The organism is Wolbachia endosymbiont of Ctenocephalides felis wCfeT (genome assembly GCF_012277295.1).
Taxonomy (GTDB): domain Bacteria; phylum Pseudomonadota; class Alphaproteobacteria; order Rickettsiales; family Anaplasmataceae; genus Wolbachia.
In genome coordinates this window covers 553,608-579,036 of sequence record NZ_CP051156.1, presented here as the reverse complement: position 1 = coordinate 579,036, position 25,429 = coordinate 553,608, and the positions used below count along the sequence as shown (strand labels likewise).

Here is a 25,429-nt window from a genome sequence, read left to right as displayed (position 1 = left end):
TAATTAAATATTTATACTTAATTATTACATAATTAGATATAAAAGTCAAATGGCCTGTGAGTTTTGTTAAGGAGTAACTCCTTGTGTACTTGCCGTGTGCTCAATACCGCTGAGGTTTGGCATGTCAGATTTAGATTGTGGCTGCTGTCCTTCTTGCTTATTGACCACTGTATATGCACTTTTAGAGGTTTTGTCTTCCAGTACAGTGTTCTGCTTTTGCTAGCATCAACACACGTACTAATAACATAACAACTCATGAGTATAATTCCTATACCCATACTAAAACATATACCAAATGTTTTTGATGGAGGCAGATAATTGGTAAGTGAAAGTATAACGCAAGCTGACAACATAGTTATAAATCCTGCAAGTACTATATAACCAACTTTCGATGCATTTTTATTTTGTTCTAACTCTATACGCTTTTGTTCTAACAAATGAAGTACATCTTTGTAATCATTTTTAGCAGCAAAAGCAGCCACATGTGAAGCAGTAATTCCATGAACTTCTGCATAAATATTAGCTCCTTTTTCAATTAGAAGCCTCACTACATCTTTGTGACCATTGAGAACGGCAAAATGTAAAGGAGTCCATCCACCTTTAATTTTTGCATTAATCTTAGCTCCTTTTTTTATGAGAAGCTCCACTACATCTTTTTTGCCATTGCAAGCAGCATAATGTAAAGAAATCCATCCACTTTTACTTCTTGCATTAATCTTAGCTTTAGCTCCATTGTTTATAAGAGACTCCACTACATCTTTGTGGCCCATTTGAGCGGCCAAATGTAAAGGTGTTTCTTTATGGTAATTCTGTATATGAACATCAGCTCCTTTACCAAGAAGAAACACCACTACCTCTGTGTGACCATTAAAAGCAGCCCAATGTAAAGCAGTCCAGCCATATTTGTTATCTCTTGCGTTAACACCAGCTCCTTTTCTTATTAATTTCTTAACTTTACCTATAATTCCCTCTTTAGCAGCTTTAAGCAATTGCGCATTCAAGTCAGATGCCATAATCTTTTCTAATTATGTAATATTTATATTTAATTATTACATAATTAGGTATAAAAGTCAAATATCCTGTGAGTTTTATTGAGAGGGAACTTCTTGTTCATTTACCACGGGTTCAGGATTAAGAAGTGCTTGCATTTCAGTGCTAGGTTTGATTATTGCATAACAAATTAAGGAAGTAATAGCAAATGCTAAAAAGCTAACTAAAAAAGCTATGGGCAAGCTAGCGGAAGGTACATACGCAATGCCGCCAGTAAGCACTCCAGTAGGAAATCCTATTATACCACCCACTGCAGCTGCATAACGTTTTGCATAATATAAAGGAATTCTTTCATGTTTATCTTTTGTACTTGGGTCGGCCCCTGCATCCATTAGAAGATACATTATATTTATTTTACTTCTTGCAGCAGCATTATGCAAAGGAGTTTTTCCACAATTATCTTTTGCATCAACCTCAGCTCCTTTGCTTAATAGAAGCTCCACTACATTTTTGTGACCGCTGATAGCAGCTAAATGAAGAGGAGTAATTCCATCTTTTCCTTGTATATTAACGTTGTTACGAGTTAAAAGAGTTGCTACTATTTTGTAGTGACCATTTTTAGAAGCTAAATGCAAAGCAGTCCACCCTTTACTGTTTGCTGCGTCAAGATTATCTACTTCCCGCATTAATTCCTGCACTTTATCCGTATTTCCCCTTGCGGCAGCTCTACGCAACTGCTCATTTATGTATTCAGGATTAAGGAGTTTTTGCGTTTCAGTACTGGGTTTGTTTGCTACATAATAAAGGGTGGAAGTAAACAAAAATAATAAAGGGCCAGCTACGAAAGCTATGATCAATATTGTTGATCCAGGCAAGTCAGTGGAAAATACACGCGTAAAGCCCAGCACTACAATAGAAAGTCCTGCAGAGCCACCTACAATGATACCTACTGTATGCCCCTCTTTAGCTGCATTCCATTTTGCAAGACCTAAAGGAGTGTATTTATTATTATCTTCTGACTGGGATTAGCCCCTTTGTCTATTAGAAGCTTCATTATCTTCATGTCACCTTTTTCAGCAGCATAATGCAAAACAGTTTTTCCCTTATCACGTTTTGCACCAACATCAGCACCTTTTTTTATGAGAAGCTTCACTACTTTTTCGTGATTACCGATAACAGCCTTGTGAAGAGGAGTCATTCCACCTTTTCCTCTTTCATCAACACTGATTCCATCTTTGTTTAAAAGAGCTGCTACTATTTCGTCGTCACCCTTTTCAGCAGCATAATGCAAGGGAGTACATTTTTTATTGTCTTGTGCATTAACGTCTATTTTTTCATGTGTAAGAAAAAATTCTACTAAATCTAAGCGACCTGCCTTAGTAACCAAATGCAGAGGAGTCGTTCCTTTCTTGCTTTCATTAATGAGAGACGCGGAAGGTATGTTAGAACCATTTTTTTCCCACTCCCTAAATGCATTATATAATTTTGGATAAGGTTTTTGTAAAATAGTAAATACGTTAACTGCATCACTCGGCATGAGGCACTCCTATAATCGTGATAACTTTATTACGATACACTTAAATATATGAAAAATCAAGCTGGCAAGAGCGAAATCCGCTTCATTTGCTAAGCGTTCTAGCTCGGTGAAGTGGTGGGTGTTGGTTCATTTTCCACGAATTTAGTCTTGCTGGTGCTTTGCATTTCAGTTCTTGGTCTGCTCATTACACAATAAATGACTGCTAAAGTAGCTGCCACAAGTAAAATGCTGGCTCCAAAAGATATGTCAAATACTTCTGATCCAGACAAGTCAGTGTAAAATTTAGTGTAAGATACACTTGCAATGATGCTAGTAAACATTGCAGCCACAAGTCCTACAGATCCGCCTATCATAAGCCCCCGTTTAACTGTGTGCCGTTTTGTATGATCTAAAGGAGTGCTACTATCATTCTCTATATCATCCTCTATATCGTTCTCTTGTACACTGATACCATTCTTTGCATCTATTAGAAGCTTCTCTATTTCTGTGTGACCTCTTTCAGCAGCGTAATGCAAGGCAGTTTTTCCATTACCACATTTTACATCAACATTAGCTTTTTTGCTTAAGAGAAGCTCCACTATCTTTGTGTAGCCTTTAAAAGCAGCCCAATGTAAAGGAGTCCTTCCATTTTCATCTGTAAGATTAACGTTAACTCCTTCTATACCAATAAGAAGCTTCACTATCTCTGTGTGACCATTTCTAGCAGCACAATATAAAGCAGTGAATCCACTATCATTTTTTGTATTAATGTCAATTTTATTTATTAGAAACACCACTATCTCTATGTGGCCACTTCCAGCAGCCAGATGTAAAGCAGTATATCCGTATTTGTCTTTTGCATTAACCTTTATTTTTGGGTGTTCAAGCAAAGCTTCTGCTAACGTTAAGCGATTCCAAAGAGCAGCAAAAAGCAAAGCAGTTTCACCTATATTGTTTTTTGCATTAACATCTATATTTTCTTGTCTAAGTAAAGCTTGTACTAACGTTGAGTTACCATTATAAGCAGCATAATACAAAGGAGTCCAGCCGTTATTGTCTTTTGCATTAACGTTAGCTCCTGCACTTAGAAGAAACCTTACTACCTCTATGTATCCATTGCAAGCAGCCCAATGTAAAGCAGTGCGTCCATCTTTATCTCTTTCGTTAACATCAACACCTTGTCCGGCTTCTATTAATCTCTTAACTTCATCTAGATCTCCCTTTTCAGCAGCTATGATCAGAGGAGGTTTATTATTGCCTATCATAATTCTTCCTTGTTAAAAAATAAATATTTATACTTAATTATTACATAATTAGACATAAAAATCAATGTATTTCATTATAAAAGACATAAATTAAGTATTTAAATATAAAACTAAGGTGGTAGGTTATTTTTTTATAATGAAATACGTTAAATATGTGCAAAGTCAAGCTGGCAAGGGCGAAATCTGCAAATTATATTTTTTATTAGTCTAAATAGTTTTTTATTATATAATGCACTATTGAAATTAAAAGTGAGTTTAGTTATGTCTATTTTATCGATTCTTCTTTTTATCAGTCTTTTGCTGCTCAACACTTCAAACAAGTTGATGATATGTGCTGCTTTATTTATTGGATCTGCTTTAGTTATACACTCAATAGCTGAGTTTTACGGCAGAAAGCAAGCAATTTACGGCTTGATCATGTGTACGGTTCTGTGCTGTATTTTAAAATTGCAGAATTTTAGTTTAATGATATTGTTTTCATATGCTGCAATTATAATATCACTACTTTCAGGCATAATTATTTTTGACAAATTAAGATCTAAGTTTAATAATTTTCATATAGCAAATTTTACCACTTTAATTATAGCATCAGTAATTGATAGCGCTGTTGTCTGTGCTGGATTACTATACAAGTTTCCTGTAGACAAGTGCTTGTCAATATACATGAGGGATTTAATTTTTAAATTCTCTTATGCATCAATATTGAGCCTCTGCTTACTTGCAGGAGTACAAGTATTTCTTATCGTGAAAGAAAAATATCTTAAGCATTCTGCATAGTTTTTTAAATAGCTAGTAAATGGTGTCATTCCAGCGCGTGGCGCTGGATCCAGCTCTTTTTGACTGGATCATATAATCAAACCATAGGATGACAAGAAAGCCTGTGAAAGCTATATTATATATGCTAATTTAACAATAAATTAAAAAACTTATGGTAATATTTAACTATAATTAATTTCTAAGATATACGCTATGGCCTCTACCGCTCTACACCAGGCAGTTAAAGACAACAACTTGAAGCAAGCTGAACAGTTAATAAAAAAAGGTGCTGATATTAATGCTCGAGATAGTAATTATACACTGGGTAGTAAGTATGGAAATGGTTAAGCTTCTAATTGAGCATAATGCTGACATTAATGCTCAAGGCAGATTTGGCTTTACGCTCGCGCATTGGGCAGCTTGGATAGGGGAAATAGAAGTAGTAAAATTATTAATGAAACACGGTGCGAACCTTAATATTAAGGATAACTATGGTAATACATTTCTAGACATAGCTGATAAACAAGGGCATAAACATTTTATTAAAGAGTACAGTAATGAATTGCTAATCCAGACAGTAATAGGAGGCTACAGAGAAGTAACTGAACCACTGAAAGTAATTGAATCACTGATAAAAAGTGGTGCTGATGTTAATTATAGGGGCACGCATTCAGGTACACCATTATGTTTTGCAGCAAATGATGGGAAGTATGAAATGACAAAATTACTGATAGAACGTGGTGCTAATATAAACGCTAAATGTGGAGGTGGAAATACTCCACTGCACTTTGCAGCTCAGAAAGAACATACTGCAGTAACAAAATTGCTCACAGAACGCGGTGCAAATTTTAGTATTACAAACGATGATGGCAAAACACCAGAGGATATAGTAAAATTATTTGAACCTATCACTGATGTAGTAAGTACAGTAGCCATAATGTAGGGGTACATTATGGCTATATTAAATCAGCTGAAGAAGTTGCAGTCAGAGCTAACAGGGGGTATCCATTCAGCCGGGCGGTAAAATAAAGAGTAGACAAGGAATGCTAAAAAGGTAAACTAGAGTGGCTGTGAGGTAATATGGTTGATCTTTTAGAATTTTGCAAAAGTTTAAGCAGACTATAGAAAAGTTAGAAACAAAAATAGAAGAGCTTAAAGCAGAAAATAAAGCGCTAAGGATCGAAAACGCTGAGTTAAAAGAAAGGCTTGGCTTAAATTCAAAAAATTCATCTATACCAAGCTCCAAAGAATTATATAAGATGAGGGAAAATAAGCCAAAAAGTGACAGGAAAGTAGGAGCACAGGTTGGACATAAAGGCAGTTACCGCCCTAAAATGGAGGCAGATGAGATGGTAAAAATAGAACTGCCCAATACGTGTGAGTGCAGAGGAGAAATTGCGGTATCAAAAGATCCGTATACTCATCAAAAGGTCGATTTGCCGGAAATCAAGCCGTATGTAGTTGAATATTAACTAGAGCATGGACGTTGCAAAAGATGTGGAAAAAGAAAAAGTAGCAAGCTACAAGAAGGAGTAACTGCGGACACATTTGGTCCAAGAGTTAAGTCAGTAATTACAGCATTAAGTGGATTTTACAAGAATTCGAAAAAAGAAGTGGCAAATATTATAAAGGACATTTTCAACCTGGATATCAGCGTCGGTAGTGTATCAAATAGCGAGGCTAGAGTGGCAGAAAAATGCCAAGAAGCATATGAGCAAATTGAGGAAGAGGTAAGCAAGAGCAAAATTTTACATATCGATGAAACTAGCCATTACAACAAAGGTAAACAGGGCTGGTGCTGGATGTTTGCGAGCAAAATAGGAAGTGTGATCAAATTGACAGAGTCAAGAGGGATGAAAGTCCTGGAAAATAGTAAATTTGGAAAGAATAACAACCTAGTAGTGACCGACAGATATGCAGCTTACAACTACTTTTCCAGCAAGAAAAGGCAGGTCTGTTGGGCACATTTAGCAAGAGATTTTGAAAGGTTGTCTCATAGTTGGAATAGCGAAGTGAAAGTTTTGGGGTATTATTTAAGGAATGTTGCTACTGAATTATTTGCATTGAAAAAAGCTCTGTTAAAGGATGAAATAGACACATTAAGGTTCATAAGAAGAGCAAGAAAATTACGCAAGCGAACGAGATATTACTTAAAGAATATATCAAATTTACCTGAGGCAATTGGAGCGTCTCGAGTAGCAAAAAATATCATGAAATCGGATCTGATGATGTGGAAATTTTTGGACGATCCAGAAAATATTCCACTGACAAACAACTATGCTGAACGTTGTTTACCGAAAAGTTTCATATTTTACACAATCGAAACGGGGAAATATGTTTCTTGAGAGGATAATTTCATTGTACTTGACTTGGAGGCAAAAGAAGTTAAATCCTTTTCAAAACCTACTGGCTATTGCTTCTTAAGTCATACACCTGAATGGATACGAAGTAACAAAAAAGTCACATTCCACAGCAAAAGAATTAGATTATCAAGAAGAAGCTAAAAATAAAGTAGAGAAAGAAAAAACATCTCTAATAGAAAAAAAACAAAGATATCAAAATAAATACAATGGAATGCATAGCTATATTGGAGTAGTTAAACAAAAGGCAGGTGTTACACAACAAAATTTTGAATCAGTAAAAGATGCGTTAGTGAAAAAGCAACGTGATGGAATTAATGAAAAATTGGAAAAAGCAAAAGAAACTTTTGCAAAAGTTAAAAAGAAACACGGTGAAGATTTAGAGCAATTTAGACTTTTAAAAAATGACATTGATATTCTCTTCAATGAATTGGCAGAGTTACGTGAAAAACTCAAGGATAATATTGAAACCAAAGAAAAGCTGCATTTAAAGTTAAAACGAGAGGTTGAATTGATAGAAGGTCAGCTGAAAAGGCTTGAACTAAGTTATAGCAGGAAATGGGAAGTAAAAGACAAAGTTCAAGATTTAATAGCTTCAATCCAAGATTTTCATTCTGATGATTATAAAATTTTCTTTTCTGAGAGTGAAGAAAGTAAATTTTCAACAATTCAAGCAAATATCAAAGCTAAAAGAGATGAAGTTCAGGAAATAGTTGATAAAGATAAAGATAATTTGGGAAAATCTTACAATGAAGTCAAGGAACCATTAGAATCAATGATTCAATCATTGCATGAACTAGTTACTCATGTAGATGCAAAGCTAACTCCAAAAACTGATTACATGCAGACTATTCTGAAGAAAGCTAAAGAGAATATTGGAAAATATAAAGGCAAAACTAAAATAGAAAGTCTTTATGATGTTGTAGTTGAGTTAGTAAATGGGCTAGAAAATCAAGAAGTACCAGCTGTTGACGACATAAAAAGATTTCTTAAATTTTGCGATAATTTAGAAAAAGAAAAAGGACGGCTTGAAAAAGTAAAAAGTGAATGTGATAAGTCAGAAGATAAATTAGAAAAAGAAATAAAGGATTTGGAAGATGACAAAGAGAGGTGGAGAAGCGATCCTAGTGATGATTTATGTAAAAAATTGCTTGTATATAATAGTGTTAATAAATGTTACAGCTTAAAAAGTGCTTTATGGTGTCTACAGGTTTTACCTAAATTTATCACTGCATTTTTTTCACAGGCATACGAAGAGAGAATACGGTATATTTCTTCTCCAGTCTTTCTTGAGTTGTTTACTAATATAATTATGCCACTAATGAACGATGGCACGCTAGAGATAGCATTGAGTATACTAGATCCAAGTAAAACAGATGATGCACAAAGATCTATAGGGCTGATTAATAATTTTTATGGTAAATTAACGCGTATGGAGTATAGCAAGATAGACGAAAAAGAAATTGATAATGCATTGCATTCTATGCAGGTTTCATGCCTATATATTGCTATGGTAAAGCTTAATCACTATGCTGGTGGGCTTAGCAAAGATGTGACGTTCGTAAAGTCATTTACTTTTAATGCATTAGATCTTCAAAAGATTCTATCAAGTAACTTGATAGAGCGACAAACATCATCAACAAGCGATCCGCAAGGCCCTGCTGAAATTATGATTAGCTCCATCGCGCAACATTTACAACAAGGGGGAATAGATGATTTATTGAAAATGTTACAAGAAATGAACCCAATGACACATGGTATTCCTGCTAGAGATATTAATAGTGGAACAACTATACTAAGCACACTCAATTTCGCGTTAAAATTATTACCTATACTTTTTTCAGAAAGTGATATTTTTAAAGATACAAGTGTAGCAAAAGCAAAAAAAGCAATTGAAAATCTTAAAGAACCCAATGTGAAAATAGCTGCATATGATGAGTTAGATTTATGTTATGGCGGCTTACAAAATGATGATAAAAAAGCAACAATATGGCCAAAAGAAGAGTTGTTAACTCCTGAAGATCAACTGAATCTGGAGGCTCAAGAACATGGAAAAAGGGTAAAGTTAGCACAAAAGCGTGAATTGCCTGCTAATCTTATCCTTGACCCAAATGCGAGTGAATTAAATTTTGTATCAGCAGCAGAAAGGATGAGGGGATAACCTCTGTCTCTCTTTGAGTCGTTTTACTGACTGGCTATTTTTAATATATACTAATATATTACTATTTATAGTTGATATCTTAAATAGAAACGGCTTTTCATCTAAAAAACTATTGACTACACAAACTAAATAACTTACGTATAATAGTTTGAATTGAAAATTTATGACCAAAGTTTGCGGTAAAGCTCACATTGTTGATGAAGTTGCAAAAAGACTATCAATTAAAAAAGCTACTATTGATGAAATGTACGATGCAATTCTTGATGTTGCTGAACAGGCTCTGCTTGGGGGATATAGACTTAGCTTGCAAGGAATAGGTTCATTAAAAACTGTAGAACGTGCAGCAAGGAAAACATATAATCCATATGCAAAGAAGATTATGACAATACCAAAACGCAAAGCAGTAAAATTTAGCATAAGTGATACATTAAAGAAGTCTCTCAACTAAACATAACACTGTCAATTATTACGTTTTTACAAAGTGTCAATACATATGCAAAGAATAGTATTCACATATAGTTAACTCAATTTTTATATTATGTAACCTGAAAATTAATATTTTTGAGGGTTTATATGTCTTACAATGAAGAAGATCTAATAAGAGTAAAGAGGGGCAGTTGTGTATGTAAGGAATGTCAAAAGGATGAGGAAGAAGGAATAGAATTACAACCGCAACCTACTCCACCACCAGCACAAGTTCTAGAAGGGAGACCGCACAGTATTGTCTTGGAAGAAATACATTGGATCCTTTCTGGACCGAGCGATCTTGGAAGTAGAATAAGCGCACCTAGATTACCCCATGTTACGCGTGATATACTTCACTCAGCCACCTTCTCAAGAGCAGAGTGTGAATTCATTACTGATTTAACAAATTCTATTCCTGAGCCATCACATGATAGAGGGGTGCGTTTGGGTTATATGACATATGATTCGCTACATAGTAGTCAAATAATTTTAGATCTTCTTGATGATTTGGTAACAAGAATCATTGACGCTTCTATGAAATCCATGGAATCACTAACAGAGGGTAATTTAGCTGAATACAGAATCAATGCTGAGCAACTTCAAAGAGAATTTAATGATTTAAATAGAGTTCAACAAAGAGCAATTGATAGGTATGATGCAAACTTAAATGGAGCTCTTGCAAGAACTTTTGAAAGGATCGACAGAGGAGGTTATTATACTGATGAAATGACTCCAACGGAGTTTAAAGCTCAAGTAGCTCAAGATACAAATGAACACAAAAACCCGTTACAGGGTAATAATGAGTTGATACAGTTTCTCTATTTAGTTTATAGAGCTGTTAGAACTCTTGAAGTTGAATATACAATAAAAGAGTTTTTACATAATATAATGCCAACACTAGTATCAGGGCTTAACTCAGACACAGCTAACATGGTAAGAGGATGGTTTTTGAAAGATCTGATATCTACACTTTACCCCGAAGCACCGTGCTCAGATTTATTAATTCGATACCAGACATATATGAAATTTATCTATAGCAATTTACTTAAATCACTAGATAAACTCAAGTACAAAGAGGGAAAGGTCGTAAGAGAAGAAACCATTGATGGTGGCGATAGTTACGATGATTACCATTATGATTTCGATATATCAAAAACTCCAAGAGGAGATTTTCTTTCTTATTTTAGAAACACTATCCAAGAGCACCACGATAGATTAGAAGGTAAAATTGCGCGCAGTAAAGAAGAGTCGGATGCTATGTGTGCACAATTAGAAGAACATGATGAGCAGGTAATAAGCACTGAAGAATTAAGAGGTGAAATCAACGCAATACTGGAAGGATACAGAAGTATTTTAAATCTTATTGAAAAAGAAGAAAAACTTGGGTCAGATTCACCTAAGTACAAAGAAGCAATACGAGAAAGAAATGCGTTACAGCAAATTGTCCGCGATCTAGATTCTAAAGATGAAGTAAGAATTCAGCAAGCTATTAGTGATGCACAAAAAAACGAAACTGTTCGAAAAATGCTTGCCGAAAAAAATTTCATTCTCACTACTCCAAATTGCAAGCCTTTTAAAAATCCTCACGGTAAGAAAGATGATCATGATGATTCCAATGGAGGACCTGGTGGTAATGATCCAAAGCCAGGACCTTCTGGTGAAGCAAGGTTAATTGAGAGTACAAAATCGATTGTAGATGTACCAAAAGCAAGTAGTAGTTTTGTTGAAGCTGTTGATGATTTAACAGATCTAGTAAAAGAATTAAAGACTTTAATAGCAGAAGCAGCAGAAGCAGAAAGGGTGTATCTAGTTGCAAGTAGAAGTTGTAGAGAATCTCAAGAAATTAGCTTGAAAGGTTTTTGGAAGTGGGCAAAGGGATCTTTGTGAACATAGCCACAAAGATTATGAAAGTTACAATCTATTGGTAACACAGAGAAATGAAAAAATGGAGAAATTTCTTGAAAGAGTAGAATATGCAGTAAATTTCATAGATCATCTAGAAAAAGAAAGTCCTTCGAGTGAAATTGGGGTTTCATCAAGAAAAATTAAAGTGCTACAAGAAGCAAAAAAACTATTTGAAGTAATGAATTATGCAAAAGATATAAATGGAAAAGGCGTGGCTATATATGACTATCAAGAATATGCCATAAGCAAAAACTATACAAAAGAAAAAATGGAAAAATTGGAAAATTTACTCAATAAAATAGATTCAGCAATTGACAGGGAAGTTAATAGTTATACCCATCTGCATAACAGCATAATCCAAAAAATGTCTCATGCGGCGGCTGATATAGTTACAAACACTAAAAAATATCATCTGGCAGAAGCTGATGCATCAATGAAAGTAGGTGATTTAGAACGTGCAAGAAAACATGCGGAGAGCGCAAAAGAATCTATTGAGGAGTTGAAGTTCTTTATGCAGGTGTATGCAAAAATCATGAACAAATGCACACGAACCATGAAAGAAGATGATGCTTCATGTAAAGACTGCGTTCTAAAAATGGTAACTAAATCTAAGCTTACAGATATAAAGGCTGACTTAGATGCCGCACTGGAAGAATTTTATAAAATCGAAACAGAAAAAAGCAATGTTCAAGAGATTCGTGATCTACTAACTAAAACCCTACAAGAAGAGCGTGGTCTGATAAGCAGAGTGTCAGATTATTCATTTGATAAAATATTACCAACACTAGATGCTTATAGTGTAATACTTGGAGCAGAGAAGAACCTACTTGACTCAGCTTCTCTTGCTAAATTACCTTTTCTATCTAAGCATTTTTCTGTTAATTTAGAAGAGCTGGAAGCAGATATAAATAAAACATTTCATGATGCTAAGAAAGTTGATGGAATAAATGCTAAAGTACAAGTTCTAAAAGATAGCTGTATAGCAATGAATAATGCACTTGCAGGTGATAGACAGAATAATGCACTTACAGGTAATGGTCAGAATGCAGATGAATATCTTGGAGAGAGCCTGGAAAGTCGTGCAGGTAGATGCATAAGCGGAGCAGATAAATTCTTAAGTGCGGGCTTTGAGCCATTGTTAAAAGGTATGTACGATAAGAATTTTTACAGAGATAAAGCACCTGATTTTTTATCATTTTACAAACTCATGTGCTCTATTCGTAATGATAATTTGTATAATGAGCCACATATCTCGGCACCACAAACGGTTTCTTTACCAAATGTTGTGCCAATATCAGCTCCAATGCTTCCTGATATACCGCGTGTTCACGATGAACTTTAAGAAGGTGCCTTACCTCATGATTATGGGGTAAGGCTCTGAAACTTGTCGATGTTGGAGAAAATCGGAATCATTAACGGATATTTTTTGTTTAAACAATCTTCCATCTTCACTCTTATTAAACCCTCTTCGCTTATTATGCTAAAATAAAATATACTAAATATATTTTAGTGAGTGGCTATGTTGGGGTTAGACAGAGAGCAGTTACAAGCACGGCATCATACAATACATGACGCAATTCGGTGTGGCAATTTAGCAGATGTTAGAAGGAAAATTCAAGCAGGAGATGCTAATGATAGGGATTGTTATGGACTGACTCCTCTTGATATTGCCATAGGGTACAATAGTAAAGAAATAGCAGAACTATTAATTACAGGAGGGGCATATATTAGCAAAGCAAAAGATGAAACTTTAAGCTTAGCTGTTTTTTTAGGATATTATGAAAACATTAGGTCTACTATTACGAAAAGACCTTTTGCTTATCACTTAAATAATGGATATACGGGTGACACAGTAATGAGCATTTTTCCCTATGTGGCTCTGATATTAATGGCCTCTTTTACATTATGTTTTACTATGAATCCTGTATTAGCAGACTCTTTTGCTGCCTCTGTTAATATGCATTCTGTGCCAACTCTCGGGTTACTTACGTTATTAACACCTATCACCTTTTATGGTGTGCCATTCATTGCTACTTTTCTGATTTATACTTTCATTGACATATGCTATTTTCATGCTTGTACAGTGAGAAAATTAGAGAGATGCCAACAAATGGATGGTTTATTACATCATGCTGTTAAAATCGGTAATCTGTATGCTGTAAGACGATTAATAGGCACAGATGTTAATATTGACCTACAGGATAATTCTAGTGTAACTGCACTATCAATTGCCATTAATAGGAGAGATTTAAATATAATTGAAGAGTTAATAGCCTCAGGGGCCGATTCTGGAAGCCATTTATGCTCATCACCCTACTGGAATAGATGCAAGGCTGAGGTTGAATTAATGCGAGGTATTGAGCTTGGTAAAATTGGCGATCAAAGCGTAACACTTTGTGACTTTCTCAGAACAAGGGACGACACTAAATTAGCTAGATGCTTTATAAACGAAGAAATTCGTCAAAACCTAGAGGAGTTAAGATCTAATAATTTTCAGCAGTTCCCGATGTATGCTAATATCTTGTCCAGCAAAGTGGAGAAAGGAGAAAAAATAAGTTCTCTGTACAAACGGATAGATACAGGGAGCATCAATGGAAAGGAGATCATACCAATATCTGATTCTGTAGCTAATCCACTTGAAAAAGTAATCATTACTCAATATGTAAATAAGTTTTTAGGTAATGATCATAAAAGTAGACTTAATCTACTATTAGCGCATTGTTCTTAAGCGCATGTTGAGGGGGGTATCAATTGATAAAGAGTTGGTCCCATAATTGACATTATATGTTGAATATGATATTATTAATTAATTAACTTTATACAAATGTAGGCTATTATGGACGAATTAATGAAACAATTATTTGATGCTGTCGAGCAAGCACTCGAAGGTTATGCTGATGTTAATATTACAGATGAGTTGAGAGATAATATTCTGCGTGCTGCTACTGAGGTAGGTAGAAAGAAAATGGTAGAATTTTTTACGGCAAATAATACCAGTGTTAATACGAAAGGTAAAGATGGAAATACTCCTCTTCATGTAGCTATCCTAACACATGGTAGTAGATTATTGGAGCATAGTGGGGAAACTGATGAGATTCGTCATTTTATAATTCTTCTCACAGGATGGATAATAATACAACTTCTGATTGAAAAAGGTGCTGACGTTAACGCTATAAACAAATATGGAAAGACTTGTCTTCATACAGCTGTCGAAAGTTATGACCCAAAACCAAAAGTAGTAGAACTTTTAATAGAAAATGATGCTGATGTTGATGCTATAAACAATAATGGAGAGACTTGTCTTCATATAGCTGCCACAACATCTAACATAAAAGTAGTAAGGTTTTTAGTAAAAGAAAAAAACGCTGATGTTAATGCCAGAGACCATGATGGAAATACTCCTCTTTATGTAGCTGCAGGAAGGCCTGACAAAGAAGTAGCAGAATTTTTAATAGAAGAAGGTGCTGATGTTAGTGCTAAAAACAATTGTGGAGAGACTCCTCTTCATAAAGCTGTCAAAAGGTCTAGAATAGAAGTAGTAAAGTTTTTAGTAAAAGAAAAGAACGCTGATGTTAATGCTAGAGACAAGTATGGAAATACTCCTCTTCATTGTGTAGATGACGTAGAAGTAATGAGGTTTTTAATAGCAAAAGATGCTAAGGTTAATGCGAGAAACAAATCTAGGTATACTCCTCTATATTATGCTATTAACCACGTCAAAGGAGAAAGCAGAAAAAAAATAGTACAGCTTCTAGTAGAAAATGGTGCAGATACTGTTGATCCGATTGATAAGTTTGTTATGGTTATTGGTGCAATGCCATTAGTGCCATTAGTGGCGTGTTCTATATATATTGCCACTTTAATTCCTTATATTGATGATATTGCTGCCATTGTGTCTGAATCTACTATGATTATTGGTACATTAGTATTTGCAGCGATATATTGTTGTGTTATAAAATCAGCGCTCGAAGAAGAAATAGCTAAAGAAGAAATCATAAATGGCTCAAAGATCGGCACTTTTACTGCACTAAGGAATGTTTTAACTCCTGAATGCTTAAGACCTAAATCTGCGGATATTCCAACAAAAGGTTAAGGTGCATTTTGAATATTTAACTTTAATTTAATAAGCAAAGGCTCATAGCTTAGTAGCTATTTAAAGCATCATATTCTAACGCCATTAAATCTTGATCTCTTGCATAATCAGAGAATAATTTCTCATATGCACCACTACCTACTTCCTTTCTCAATAGGGCGTAAGTTGGCGTAGCTTCAATACCAAACTTTGTTGCAATATCCAATCTTGCAATATCTGATTCATCATATATATCAAGCTTGCAAACCTTGAGTTTATCTTTGTTATCTTCAGCGAATTTTTTAAAACCTTGCATGTCTTGCATGCATGGTCCACACCACGTTGCATAAAATTTTACCATCACAGGCCCTTTTGGATGTAGAACCTCAGAATCAAAATTTTTACTATTTAACTCTACAATATTCGACTTAGAATCTTTACTGCTTGGGTTTGTAATACTCATAGTATATCTCTAAAAATGTAAGCTATGTCATAAAATAGTAAAAATTTTATGAATAGGTTATGAGATTTACATTGATGATTTTACATTTCAGGCATAATATTTAATATCGGTGTTATTCTGGTTATAATATTTTTTACTATTGGAGCAGCAATTATTCCTCCTGTAGAGAATTGCATACCCTGCGGTTCATCAATAGTAATAAATACTATATATCTTGGGTCAAGTGTGGTAAGAACTCCTATGAATGATGCTATATTTGCATTTTTATCATACTTGCCATTGATAACTTTTTCCGCTGACCCAGTTTTTCCTCCTATAGAATAGGTTTTTACGTCTGCTTTTTTACCCGTGCCATCAGTTACTGCTGCACGTAGTAAATTCCTTATTGCTTGAGAAGTACTTTTTGTCACAATTTGCTCCCCTATACTTTTTTTATTCAATATCAAAGTTGCATTATGAAATATTCCATCATTAACCAATGCAGCTGCAGTTTGAACAATGTGAATAGGTGTAACAGCTATTCCATAACCATAAGATGCTGTAGTTAAAGTGCTTTCGCTCCATCTGTCTGGAATGATCGGTATAGATGTTTCTGGTATTTCAACTTTTAGGGGAAAAAATAGCTTCATAGTTTTAAAATATTCTATCTGCTTTTCAATGCCCAAGTTTGCTGCAATTTTAGCTGCACCAATGTTAGATGATTTTACAAATATATCTTGTACAGTGATTTTTGGAATTTTAGACTTATGAAAGTCTTGTATTTTGTATTTTCCAATAGTAATTGGCTTTGATACGTCATATAAATCACTAAGTTTTGTAGCATCAGCATCAAGTGCTGCAGCTATCGTAAAAAACTTAAACACTGAACCCATTTCATACACTCCAAGACTTGCTCGATTAAACTTTTGCATGTCATCTGCTTTACTTTGGAGGTTAGGATTAAAATCAGGCAAACTAACCAATGAAACAATTTCGCTGTTTTTTACATTTAAAACTATCCCCACTCCACCAAGTGCTTGATACTTACTCACAGCTTTGGCTAATTCATCATGTACTACACTTTGTATTCGTAGATCCAATGATAGTACTATGGGCTGTTTTTTACTGCCTCTTGCAAGATATGCTTCAATTCCGGCAATACCATTACCATCTATGTCTGTGTAGCCAAGCACGTGCGCAAATAAATTACTATGTGGGTATATGCGCTTCACATCATCATGAAAATTTACTCCAGGAATGCCAGTACTTTTTATCGCCAGTAACTCTTTTGGAGTTAAATGTCTCTTTATCCAAGCAAATTTCTTCTCTGAGGTAAGTATTTTATATAAATTCTCATATTCAAGATTATTTAGAGTGGAGCATAATTGTGTTGCTATATTTTCTGGATCTCTCACTTTAGTTGGATTTATATACAGCGAAGTTGTGGGTACATTTGTTGCTATCACCACTCCGTTTCTATCTAAAATGTCAGGTTGTCCATATGCTTTATTACTGCTATTTAAATCTGCTGGAGTACTAAACGTTAGAGAAAATATACGAAAAATAATTATTATATAAAATATAAATAATGGTACTATAAAGTACAGTGAGCGGAGCTTATTTTTAAGTAATGCTTGCATATTTATTTGATTGGAAAGAGATGGAAGTCATTCTAGCTGAACCACGGGGCTTTTGTGCAGGAGTAAAAAGAGCTGTAGACATATTAGCTATTACTTTAGAAAAATATCGCAACCAGTGCCAGGTGTATGTGTTGCACGAAATCGTCCACAATAAATATATAGTGGAGGATTTTATGAAGCAAGGTGTGATTTTTGTAAAAAATATTGAGGAAATTGAAGGTAATGGAGGAATATTGATCTTCAGTGCCCATGGTGTGTCAAAAAGTATAGAAGATGAAGCAAAAAGAAAGAATATCAAAGTAATTGATGCAACTTGTCCCTTGGTCAGCAAGGTGCATAAAGAAGCAAAAAGATACGAGGACAATGGCAAAGAACTCATTCTAATCGGGCACGAAAACCACCCAGAAGTTAAAGGAATTAGAGGAAGAGTAAATAATCCTATAGCTTTAGTGCAGACTGTGCAGGATGTATATGACTTAAAGGTTAGAGAGCCAAATAATCTGTCCTATGTAACACAAACTACATTAAGCATTGATGATACTAGAGAAATTATTACTGCTTTGAAATCAAGGTTTCCAAATATTACAGGACCTGATTTAAAAGATATATGCTACGCAACGCAAAATAGGCAAAACGCTGTAAAAAAATTAGCTGAGATTGTTGATATGGTATTCATAATAGGAAGTAAAAATAGCTCAAACTCAAACCGTTTGATAGATTTATGCCTGGCAAAAGGAAAAAGAGCATATTTAATTGATGATTATACCTGTATAAATGAAGACTGGTTGGATGGTGTAGAAAAAATAGGCATTACTGCAGGAGCCTCTGCCCCGGATGTATTAGTTGATGAATTGATAAACTATTTAAAAACAAAAATAACCATTGAAGTCTCGGTTATGCCAGACGGTATTACTGAAAACGTTCAGTTTAAAGTACCAAGCTTGAACTGAGTGGGATTGGGTTGAGTTGCTACCACATCCTTAGAAGGTGTCTGCAAACTCAAGAATTAGCTAATTTAGTAAGCATAATAGTAGTCATATTAAAGAAAATATTGGTTTCCGAAGTTTGAGGAGAATGCTCATAATCCTTACTCATACGCCTAAAATTGGAAAGCCAAGCAAAAGTTCTTTCAACAATCCAACGCTTCGGTATAACCTCAAATCCCGCAATATTAGGAGCTTTTTTTGCTATTGTAAATAAACATCCTGTTTTTATTAAGCATCTGTTTTTAAGGTTACCTGTGTATCCTTGATCAGCAAAAAACCTCTGTAATGTTGGTATTTTTTGTTTTGCTTTTACCAGAAGATCTAAAGCTCCCTCGCGGTCTTGGATGCTTGCACTGTGTACATCTGCCGTAATCACGAGTCCTAGCGTGTCTACAATAATATGCCGTTTTCGACCTTTTATTTTCTTGCCAGCATCGTAACCTCTGGCCCCCCTTTTTGAGTCGTTTTTACTGATTGGCTGTCAATTATTCCAACTGATGGTGTGGCTCTTTTACCAACTACCTCCCTTACTTTTTTTACTAAAATATCGTGTATTTCTTGCCATTTTCCAGTGTTTTTTAGTCGTGTGTTCCAACTGTAAATTGTCTTCCATGGTGGGAAATCCTTAGGTAATTGTCTCCATTGGCAGCCTGTTCTCATTACGTACCTTATTGCATTAATAATTGTTCTAATATCGTGTTTTCTTGGTCTACCTGTCTTTTTTGGCTCAAAATATGGCTTTAAAATTTCCCATTCACTGTCTTTTATGTCACTTGGATACATGTTAAAGTTATCCTTGTATCACATAATTGTCCTTTTTTCTACTTTTCTACATACTTTGCAGACACCTTCTTATAACAAAGCTGTAATTTTCAAAGATACTAATAATTAAATTTTACTACTGTTTAATTATCAGCATGTATAATTGCTTCCATTATTAATGTCATAAATAGACAAATTGTGTGAGGTATAAAAATGAATGCTGAAGTAAATTATGCAGGAATTAATAGACGTGTTGTTGCTTTCTTTGTTGATCAAATAATATTTCTAGTTTTTTACTTATTCATTTTATTCCTGTTATCAGGAAAACTTCCCGCTGATATTTTTAATTATGATGACGTTTACGCAGACTCTTTAATCTCATCTCGGTATGATGTATTAGAAGAATTGATATCTACTGCATTATATGTCGCGTTAGAAGCGTTAATGATATTCAAACTTGGTTGGACTCCAGGAAAATTGCTGTGTGGTATATACATAAAAGATGCAGGAACACTAAAAAACATTACTTTAATGCAAGCGGTGATAAGAAGCACTCTTAAGGAACTTTTATTTGTGCCTCTTTATATTTCTGAGTGGTTTATGATTTTACCAGTATTGGTTCTAATACTTGCAGTATTTGATCGGCATAAACAGTGTTTTTATGACAAGATTACAAAAACAGTAGTAGTACTTAAAGAATGCGACACAAATCTAAATTATATGGGAATAACTAGACGTGCTATAGCACATATTATAGATTGCTTTATTATCGTAGGAATTTGTTTAATTTTTTCTTTTTTGCAAAAACGGTTTTAGGTTTTTATAAGTCTCAGTCCTTGACTAAATGCTTGTCTTTTTTGCTGTCAATAGTATTTGAAATATTTTTAATAAAAAGATTTAATGGTACTCCAGGACAGTTATTGTTCTGCATTCACATAAAAGACGCAAATACACTTAAAGGCATTACTATAATGCAAGCAACAGTAAGATATATTTTATTTAGAGCTTTTAGCTTAACTGCAACTATTTGTATACTTATTATAAAAGCACTAACCGATGAACATACTTCAGAATGGTGGCTCTTACCTTTATTAGGCTTAATCTTTATAGCAATGATACTGATTATTATACATGCAATATTTGATAAGCGAAAGCAGCTTTTTTACGATAAGATTGCAAGAACAGTAGCAATAGTATCCATTCAGCCGGGCGGTAAAATAAAGAGTAGACAAGGAATGCTAAAAAGGTAAACTAGAGTGGCTGTGAGGTAATATGGTTGATCTTTTAGAATTTTGCGAAAGTTTAAGCAGACTATAGAAAAGTTAGAAACAAAAATAGAAGAGCTTAAAGCAGAAAATAAAGCGCTAAGGATCGAAAACGCTGAGTTAAAAGAAAGGCTTGGCTTAAATTCAAAAAATTCATCTATACCAAGCTCCAAAGAATTATATAAGATGAGGGAAAATAAGCCAAAAAGTGACAGGAAAGTAGGAGCACAGGTTGGACATAAAGGCAGTTACCGCCCTAAAATGGAGGCAGATGAGATGGTAAAAATAGAACTGCCCAATACGTGTGAGTGCGGAGGAGAAATTGCGGTATCAAAAGATCCGTATACTCATCAAAAGGTCGATTTGCCGGAAATCAAGCCGTATGTAGTTGAATATCAACTAGAGCATGGACGTTGCAAAAGATGTGGAAAAAGAAAAAGTAGCAAGCTACAAGAAGGAGTAACTGCGGACACATTTGGTCCAAGAGTTAAGTCAGTAATTGCAGCATTAAGTGGATTTTACAAGAATTCGAAAAAAGAAGTGGCAAATATTATAAAGGACATTTTCAACCTGGATATCAGCGTCGGTAGTGTATCAAATAGCGAGGCTAGAGTGGCAGAAAAATGCCAAGAAGCATATGAGCAAATTGAGGAAGAGGTAAGCAAGAGCAAAATTTTACATATCGATGAAACTAGCCATTACAACAAAGGTAAACAGGGCTGGTGCTGGATGTTTGCGAGCAAAATAGGGAGTGTGATCAAATTGACAGAGTCAAGAGGGATGAAAGTCCTGGAAAATAGTAAATTTGGAAAGAATAACAACCTAGTAGTGACCGACAGATATGCAGCTTACAACTACTTTTCCAGCAAGAAAAGGCAGGTCTGTTGGGCACATTTAGCAAGAGATTTTGAAAGGTTGTCTCATAGTTGGAATAGCGAAGTGAAAGTTTTGGGGTATTATTTAAGGAATGTTGCTACTGAATTATTTGCATTGAAAAAAGCTCTGTTAAAGGATGAAATAGACACATTAAGGTTCATAAGAAGAGCAAGAAAATTACGCAAGCGAACAAGATATTACTTAAAGAATATATCAAATTTACCCGAGGCAATTGGAGCGTCTCGAGTAGCAAAAAATATCATGAAATCGGATCTGATGATGTGGAAATTTTTGGACGATCCAGAAAATATTCCACTGACAAACAACTATGCTGAGCGACAGATTCGGCATTACGTTGTTTACCGAAAAGTTTCATATTTTACACAATCGAAACGGGGAAATATGTTTCTTGAGAGGATAATTTCATTGTACTTGACTTGGAGGCAAAAGAAGTTAAATCCTTTTCAAAACCTACTGGCTATTGCTTCTTAAGCCATACACCTGAATGGATACAAAAATGTAGCAATCGATCGGCTTTGTTGCATCGCTCTTTGGATAGGAGGCAATGCATAATAAATTCATGAAGCTATCTCAAATTTAGCCATGCCTATTTCAGTAAATTTGTTCAGCAAATAACACTTGAGTAGCATTTCTTTCTCACGGTTAATCTCAGATTTGTTCCTAAAACTAAACCCAAATGTTTGCTTCAGTCGCGAGAAAAAACTTTCTATATAAGATCTCTTCCCATAATTTATCTCTTTTTTCCACTTCTTCATACCATCTTCACCATATGACTTTATGAGCTTGATTGTAGAATTTCTCTCAGCCATATAATCCAGCTTTGGATGCTCCACTGCATTGTTTTGCAGAGGAATTTTTGTCTTTATGCCAAGCTCATTGCACAATTTGTATAACTTCTTTCGATTATATGCTCTGTCTGCATATAGTGTGCTTATATTGTATTTAGCATTAGCCCTTGCAATAAGATCACAGGCTCCATAGTGGTCAGAATAAACTCCACTACTGTATTTTGCAGCTATGACTTTTTTGCTACCTATCTCCAGCATTACATGCAATTTTCTTGTTTGCTTATAGCCACGGTACTTTCTATCTGTACCGTTTGCCTTACTATGGCCTGGAATATTATTGTAGATGCTTATTCCAGTGCTATCTATGGCGATCTCAATATTTTCCATACTGTTTTTATCATGTCTTCGATCATTAATTTTTAAGTTAAGCTTTTTGAATCTTCTGGAAGCCTGGGAATAGCTGATAACTTGCAAATTTTTCCCTATTTGCTCAAGGTATCCCGCTATAAACCCCACCGTTTGTCTTAGGCCTATTCTAAACAAATAAGTTATTATGTGAATTAGAATTACGACTTTATCACTATAAATATTGTTGCCACCGGCCATTTTGGGACTTTTTTCGTACCAATTTTCTATGGCATCGTTGACGTAATAAAAAATATTTCCTCTTTCTTGGAGAAATTTGTTATATTCGTAGCAGTTACTGACTTTCATTTTGACTGGCATATTTTTCCTTTGTCGGTTAAATGCCTATTTATAATGAATTTTGTCAGTAACTGCCAGTTCTTTTTACTTTAGCTATGCAACAAAGCCACCCCAGTGTCTAGCACTGGGGTAACACCCTTTTGTTGGTAACTGGCCTAAAATGCAATGTTCGTACAGTTATGTGTCAAGTACTGGAATGGCACTGTTTTACAAGTAAGCCAACCTCTCGAAATACAAAGCTAACGCTTCTTTCCATAAGTAGGGCTTTTGGCTTCTACTTTCTCAAGTTTTGTGTCTTCAGATTTGGTGCTTGAGGTAGTGGTTTTACTTTCTGATTCTTTATCAATTAATTCCTGTAGCTTCTGTATCTCATTGTCACATAAAGTAATTCTTTGTTTTATCTCCAGAATTAATTTTTCAACTATTTCTATCCTATAACGAGCCTCTTTCATGTTTTGTAATGTATCCAGTGATTCGGTTTCTGTCTTATGGTCATCTGTATTTTCTTTTACCTTCTGTATTTGTGATGCATAGAATACTTTTTCACCTTCTATAAATCCTTCATTCTCTTTTCTTGTTTTTTCCAATGTTCTGAGCAGTTTAATAGCTTGCTTTTTTGTTATTTCAATTCTCTTTTTTTCCTTTATCATGCTATCAACTAATCCTATCGCACATTCAAGTTCTCTCGTTCGTTTATTCACATCCGCTGTTTTCTTCACTGTTACTTCTTCTTTTGTTGCATGCAACGGACCCTTTCTCCCTCTTTGTTTCCTTTGGCTTGCATTAGTAGGTGTTTTGTCTTTCTGTACTTCAGCTTTATCACTATGCTTGTCTTCCAGTGCTTCCAACGCTTTACGTGATTCAGAAATTTCTTCTTTAAGATTACTAGCTTGTTCTTTCATCTTTAGAAGTCGTTCTAGAACATTATATTTACTTCTTATCTCTTCTAATTGTTTTTGACTGCTTTCATCTGTTGATTTCCCTTTATACAATAGATCGTTTATTTCTTGCGTCTCTTGACTACCACTTAAAAGTTCAAATTTATTTAGAGATTCACTTTTTAAATCTTGCACAATAAACTCTTGCACACTTTTATACAATTTATCTAACTCATCTGCGGATGTACTTTGAGCGCCTTGCAATTGAAGGTAGCTTTTCTCAAATCCAATAAATTTTTCTTCTAGCACTTCAAATTTGATCTTGCTGCCGCTAACGCTTTTAAAGTGACTCCTTATTGTTCTAAGATATTCCTTTAATGAAACCATAACATCCTCTTATATTTATTGATATATTAACTAATATTTTTAATTATATTAATTTCTATATTAATGTAAAAAGGAAATTAATTTACTAATATAAACTGAACAAGAGGGCGAAATTATGTTATATAAAAAGCAATTATATTATTTCATAAAATGATATTGCGTAATTTACTGTTTTTACTGCCACCTGAAGCTGCTCATTCTTTGGCAATTATGGTATTAAAGAGAATGCCATGTAGAAAACCCATGGAGTTGCCTGAATCTTTAAGTGTGGACTTTTTTGTTAACAAACTTAGGAGTCCTGTGGGTCTTGCTGCAGGTTTTGATAAGAATGCAGAAGTAATAAAACCAATGCTCTCGTTTGGCTTTGGATTTGTTGAAGTTGGTACCGTAACTCGTAACCCACAATATGGAAATAACAAACCAAGAATTTTTCGATTGGTAAAAGATTATGCGATAATTAATAGATTAGGATTTAATAATAAAGGAATAGATTATCTTCTTAAACAAATAGATCATGATGATTATATTTTTGGTATAAATATAGGAAGAAATAGCACAGCGAAGGATCAAATCAGCGATTATGTTGATCTAATAAAGATGGTGTATGGAAAAAGCAATTATGTAGTGCTAAACATCTCATCTCCAAATACTCCTAACTTACGTGCTCTACATAATAAACAAGAACTGTCAGAATTATTGAGGGAAATCAATATAACACGTAAATCAATTGATAGTTCTGAATCTATACCGATAATATTAAAAATCTCACCAGATATAGATCAACAGACGAAGGAAAATATTGCTGAGTTAGTGTTAGAATATAAAATTAATGGCTTAATAGTGAGCAACACTACAGTAAACCGAGATGGTTTGCACTCTCACCAAAGTGAAGTTGGTGGATTAAGTGGCAAACCGTTGTTCAAACCTTCAACTGCATTACTGAGCGATATGTATAAGCTTACTAGCGGAAAAGTTTTATTAATAGGGTGCGGTGGCATTTCAAGCGGTGCTGATGCATATGAAAAAATAAAAACAGGAGCCTCTTTAGTGCAATTGTACACCGCTCTCATATACCAAGGGCCTCAAATCGTAAACAAAATTAGCCTGGAACTTGCAGAGCTGATAAGAAAGGATGGGTTTAATAACGTTAGCGAGGCAGTGGGCTGTATATATTAATTTTGTATATTAA

General features: G+C 34.6%; 21 protein-coding genes and 4 pseudogenes. 15 read left to right on the top strand and 10 right to left on the bottom strand.

Going from position 1 to position 25,429, the window contains the following annotated elements:
* Nucleotides 1-32: 32 nt before the first annotated feature.
* The 4 genes from HF197_RS02785 to HF197_RS02770 form a co-directional block, all read right to left on the bottom strand.
* Entirely contained in the window at nt 33-1,013 is a 981-nt protein-coding gene (locus HF197_RS02785) for an ankyrin repeat domain-containing protein (protein ID WP_168464185.1), read from the bottom strand.
* A 75-nt stretch (nt 1,014-1,088) separates the two neighbouring features.
* The gene (locus tag HF197_RS02780) at nt 1,089-1,865 is read right to left on the bottom strand and encodes an ankyrin repeat domain-containing protein (RefSeq protein WP_168464184.1); all 777 of its coding nucleotides are present in this window, start codon (nt 1,863-1,865) and stop codon (nt 1,089-1,091) included.
* A 113-nt stretch (nt 1,866-1,978) separates the two neighbouring features.
* Nucleotides 1,979-2,527, bottom strand: coding sequence for an ankyrin repeat domain-containing protein (locus HF197_RS02775; RefSeq protein WP_168464183.1), 549 nt, complete (start codon nt 2,525-2,527; stop codon nt 1,979-1,981).
* A gap of 98 nt (nt 2,528-2,625) precedes the next feature.
* A complete protein-coding gene (locus tag HF197_RS02770; RefSeq protein WP_168464182.1) occupies nt 2,626-3,771 on the bottom strand; it encodes an ankyrin repeat domain-containing protein in 1,146 nt (381 codons plus the stop codon).
* Between the two features lie 261 nt (nt 3,772-4,032).
* Between HF197_RS02770 and HF197_RS02765 the strand changes: the two genes are divergently transcribed.
* From HF197_RS02765 to HF197_RS02720, 10 genes and pseudogenes are all read left to right on the top strand, one after another.
* A complete protein-coding gene (locus HF197_RS02765) occupies nt 4,033-4,548 on the top strand; it encodes a hypothetical protein (RefSeq protein ID WP_168464181.1) in 516 nt (171 codons plus the stop codon).
* 192 nt (nt 4,549-4,740) lie between these two features.
* Nucleotides 4,741-4,875: an ankyrin repeat domain-containing protein gene (locus HF197_RS07645; protein WP_369800017.1), complete on the top strand. Its 135-nt coding sequence runs from the start codon at nt 4,741-4,743 to the stop codon at nt 4,873-4,875.
* A complete protein-coding gene (locus HF197_RS02755; protein WP_369800016.1) occupies nt 4,826-5,470 on the top strand; it encodes an ankyrin repeat domain-containing protein in 645 nt (214 codons plus the stop codon). The genes HF197_RS07645 and HF197_RS02755 overlap by 50 nt, the downstream gene beginning before the upstream one ends.
* A gap of 137 nt (nt 5,471-5,607) precedes the next feature.
* A pseudogene (gene tnpC, locus HF197_RS02750) lies at nt 5,608-6,951 on the top strand (IS66 family transposase).
* Nucleotides 6,952-7,101: 150 nt separating this feature from the next.
* Nucleotides 7,102-9,048: a coiled-coil domain-containing protein gene (locus HF197_RS02745; protein WP_168464178.1), complete on the top strand. Its 1,947-nt coding sequence runs from the start codon at nt 7,102-7,104 to the stop codon at nt 9,046-9,048.
* 163 nt (nt 9,049-9,211) lie between these two features.
* Nucleotides 9,212-9,496, top strand: coding sequence for an HU family DNA-binding protein (locus HF197_RS02740; protein WP_168464177.1), 285 nt, complete (start codon nt 9,212-9,214; stop codon nt 9,494-9,496).
* 125 nt (nt 9,497-9,621) lie between these two features.
* Nucleotides 9,622-11,400, top strand: coding sequence for a hypothetical protein (locus HF197_RS02735; protein ID WP_168464176.1), 1,779 nt, complete (start codon nt 9,622-9,624; stop codon nt 11,398-11,400).
* A gap of 58 nt (nt 11,401-11,458) precedes the next feature.
* Nucleotides 11,459-12,760 (top strand): hypothetical protein, encoded by a 1,302-nt coding sequence (locus tag HF197_RS02730; RefSeq protein WP_168464175.1) that lies wholly within the window; start codon nt 11,459-11,461, stop codon nt 12,758-12,760.
* 177 nt (nt 12,761-12,937) lie between these two features.
* Entirely contained in the window at nt 12,938-14,146 is a 1,209-nt protein-coding gene (locus HF197_RS02725) for an ankyrin repeat domain-containing protein (RefSeq protein WP_168464174.1), read from the top strand.
* A gap of 108 nt (nt 14,147-14,254) precedes the next feature.
* Nucleotides 14,255-15,511: an ankyrin repeat domain-containing protein gene (locus HF197_RS02720; RefSeq protein ID WP_168464173.1), complete on the top strand. Its 1,257-nt coding sequence runs from the start codon at nt 14,255-14,257 to the stop codon at nt 15,509-15,511.
* A 49-nt stretch (nt 15,512-15,560) separates the two neighbouring features.
* On the opposite strand, the gene HF197_RS02715 is transcribed toward HF197_RS02720, so the two are convergent.
* The 3 genes and pseudogenes from HF197_RS02715 to HF197_RS07425 all read right to left on the bottom strand — a co-directional run.
* On the bottom strand, nt 15,561-15,953 hold the full coding sequence (locus HF197_RS02715; RefSeq protein ID WP_168464172.1) for a thioredoxin family protein: 393 nt from the start codon (nt 15,951-15,953) through the stop codon (nt 15,561-15,563).
* A gap of 80 nt (nt 15,954-16,033) precedes the next feature.
* Entirely contained in the window at nt 16,034-17,125 is a 1,092-nt protein-coding gene (locus tag HF197_RS02710) for a peptidoglycan D,D-transpeptidase FtsI family protein (RefSeq protein ID WP_246168608.1), read from the bottom strand.
* Nucleotides 17,126-17,170: 45 nt separating this feature from the next.
* Nucleotides 17,171-17,572 (bottom strand): annotated as a pseudogene (locus HF197_RS07425) (penicillin-binding protein 2); the annotation flags it as partial.
* Nucleotides 17,573-17,592: 20 nt separating this feature from the next.
* Here HF197_RS07425 and ispH point away from each other — a divergent pair.
* Nucleotides 17,593-18,522: a 4-hydroxy-3-methylbut-2-enyl diphosphate reductase gene (gene ispH / locus HF197_RS02705; protein ID WP_168464875.1), complete on the top strand. Its 930-nt coding sequence runs from the start codon at nt 17,593-17,595 to the stop codon at nt 18,520-18,522.
* Nucleotides 18,523-18,571: 49 nt separating this feature from the next.
* Here ispH and HF197_RS02700 read toward each other — a convergent pair.
* Nucleotides 18,572-19,341, bottom strand: a pseudogene (locus tag HF197_RS02700) (IS5 family transposase).
* Between the two features lie 192 nt (nt 19,342-19,533).
* Here HF197_RS02700 and HF197_RS07420 point away from each other — a divergent pair.
* From HF197_RS07420 to tnpC (HF197_RS02690), 3 genes and pseudogenes are all read left to right on the top strand, one after another.
* On the top strand, nt 19,534-20,136 hold the full coding sequence (locus tag HF197_RS07420) for an RDD family protein (RefSeq protein ID WP_246168581.1): 603 nt from the start codon (nt 19,534-19,536) through the stop codon (nt 20,134-20,136).
* Nucleotides 20,079-20,570, top strand: coding sequence for an RDD family protein (locus tag HF197_RS07415; protein ID WP_369800015.1), 492 nt, complete (start codon nt 20,079-20,081; stop codon nt 20,568-20,570). Before HF197_RS07420 ends, HF197_RS07415 begins: the two co-directional genes overlap by 58 nt.
* 22 nt (nt 20,571-20,592) lie before the next feature.
* A pseudogene (gene tnpC / locus HF197_RS02690) lies at nt 20,593-21,953 on the top strand (IS66 family transposase).
* A gap of 86 nt (nt 21,954-22,039) precedes the next feature.
* Here the strand turns inward: tnpC (HF197_RS02690) and HF197_RS02685 are convergent.
* Together HF197_RS02685 and HF197_RS02680 are read right to left on the bottom strand one after the other, a co-directional pair.
* On the bottom strand, nt 22,040-22,996 hold the full coding sequence (locus HF197_RS02685; RefSeq protein WP_168463922.1) for an IS5 family transposase: 957 nt from the start codon (nt 22,994-22,996) through the stop codon (nt 22,040-22,042).
* 218 nt (nt 22,997-23,214) lie between these two features.
* Nucleotides 23,215-24,240: a hypothetical protein gene (locus tag HF197_RS02680; RefSeq protein WP_168464170.1), complete on the bottom strand. Its 1,026-nt coding sequence runs from the start codon at nt 24,238-24,240 to the stop codon at nt 23,215-23,217.
* A 150-nt stretch (nt 24,241-24,390) separates the two neighbouring features.
* On the opposite strand from HF197_RS02680, the gene HF197_RS02675 reads away from it, so the two are divergent.
* Nucleotides 24,391-25,416, top strand: a complete 1,026-nt coding sequence (locus HF197_RS02675) for a quinone-dependent dihydroorotate dehydrogenase (protein WP_168464169.1) — start codon at nt 24,391-24,393, stop codon at nt 25,414-25,416.
* Nucleotides 25,417-25,429 lie beyond the last annotated feature (13 nt).

Coding starts and splice junctions, on each gene's coding strand:
- HF197_RS02715 (WP_168464172.1), bottom strand. CDS start 15,953: ATGAGTATTACAAACCCAAGCAGTAAAGATTCTAAGTCGAATATTGTA.
- HF197_RS02725 (WP_168464174.1), top strand. CDS start 12,938: ATGTTGGGGTTAGACAGAGAGCAGTTACAAGCACGGCATCATACAATA.
- HF197_RS02680 (WP_168464170.1), bottom strand. CDS start 24,240: ATGGTTTCATTAAAGGAATATCTTAGAACAATAAGGAGTCACTTTAAA.
- HF197_RS07420 (WP_246168581.1), top strand. CDS start 19,534: ATGAATGCTGAAGTAAATTATGCAGGAATTAATAGACGTGTTGTTGCT.
- HF197_RS02745 (WP_168464178.1), top strand. CDS start 7,102: ATGCATAGCTATATTGGAGTAGTTAAACAAAAGGCAGGTGTTACACAA.
- HF197_RS02735 (WP_168464176.1), top strand. CDS start 9,622: ATGTCTTACAATGAAGAAGATCTAATAAGAGTAAAGAGGGGCAGTTGT.
- HF197_RS02765 (WP_168464181.1), top strand. CDS start 4,033: ATGTCTATTTTATCGATTCTTCTTTTTATCAGTCTTTTGCTGCTCAAC.
- HF197_RS02775 (WP_168464183.1), bottom strand. CDS start 2,527: ATGCCGAGTGATGCAGTTAACGTATTTACTATTTTACAAAAACCTTAT.
- HF197_RS02740 (WP_168464177.1), top strand. CDS start 9,212: ATGACCAAAGTTTGCGGTAAAGCTCACATTGTTGATGAAGTTGCAAAA.
- HF197_RS02685 (WP_168463922.1), bottom strand. CDS start 22,996: ATGCCAGTCAAAATGAAAGTCAGTAACTGCTACGAATATAACAAATTT.
- HF197_RS02675 (WP_168464169.1), top strand. CDS start 24,391: ATGATATTGCGTAATTTACTGTTTTTACTGCCACCTGAAGCTGCTCAT.
- ispH (WP_168464875.1), top strand. CDS start 17,593: ATGGAAGTCATTCTAGCTGAACCACGGGGCTTTTGTGCAGGAGTAAAA.
- HF197_RS02785 (WP_168464185.1), bottom strand. CDS start 1,013: ATGGCATCTGACTTGAATGCGCAATTGCTTAAAGCTGCTAAAGAGGGA.
- HF197_RS02755 (WP_369800016.1), top strand. CDS start 4,826: ATGCTCGAGATAGTAATTATACACTGGGTAGTAAGTATGGAAATGGTT.
- HF197_RS02720 (WP_168464173.1), top strand. CDS start 14,255: ATGGACGAATTAATGAAACAATTATTTGATGCTGTCGAGCAAGCACTC.
- HF197_RS02770 (WP_168464182.1), bottom strand. CDS start 3,771: ATGATAGGCAATAATAAACCTCCTCTGATCATAGCTGCTGAAAAGGGA.
- HF197_RS07645 (WP_369800017.1), top strand. CDS start 4,741: ATGGCCTCTACCGCTCTACACCAGGCAGTTAAAGACAACAACTTGAAG.
- HF197_RS02730 (WP_168464175.1), top strand. CDS start 11,459: ATGGAGAAATTTCTTGAAAGAGTAGAATATGCAGTAAATTTCATAGAT.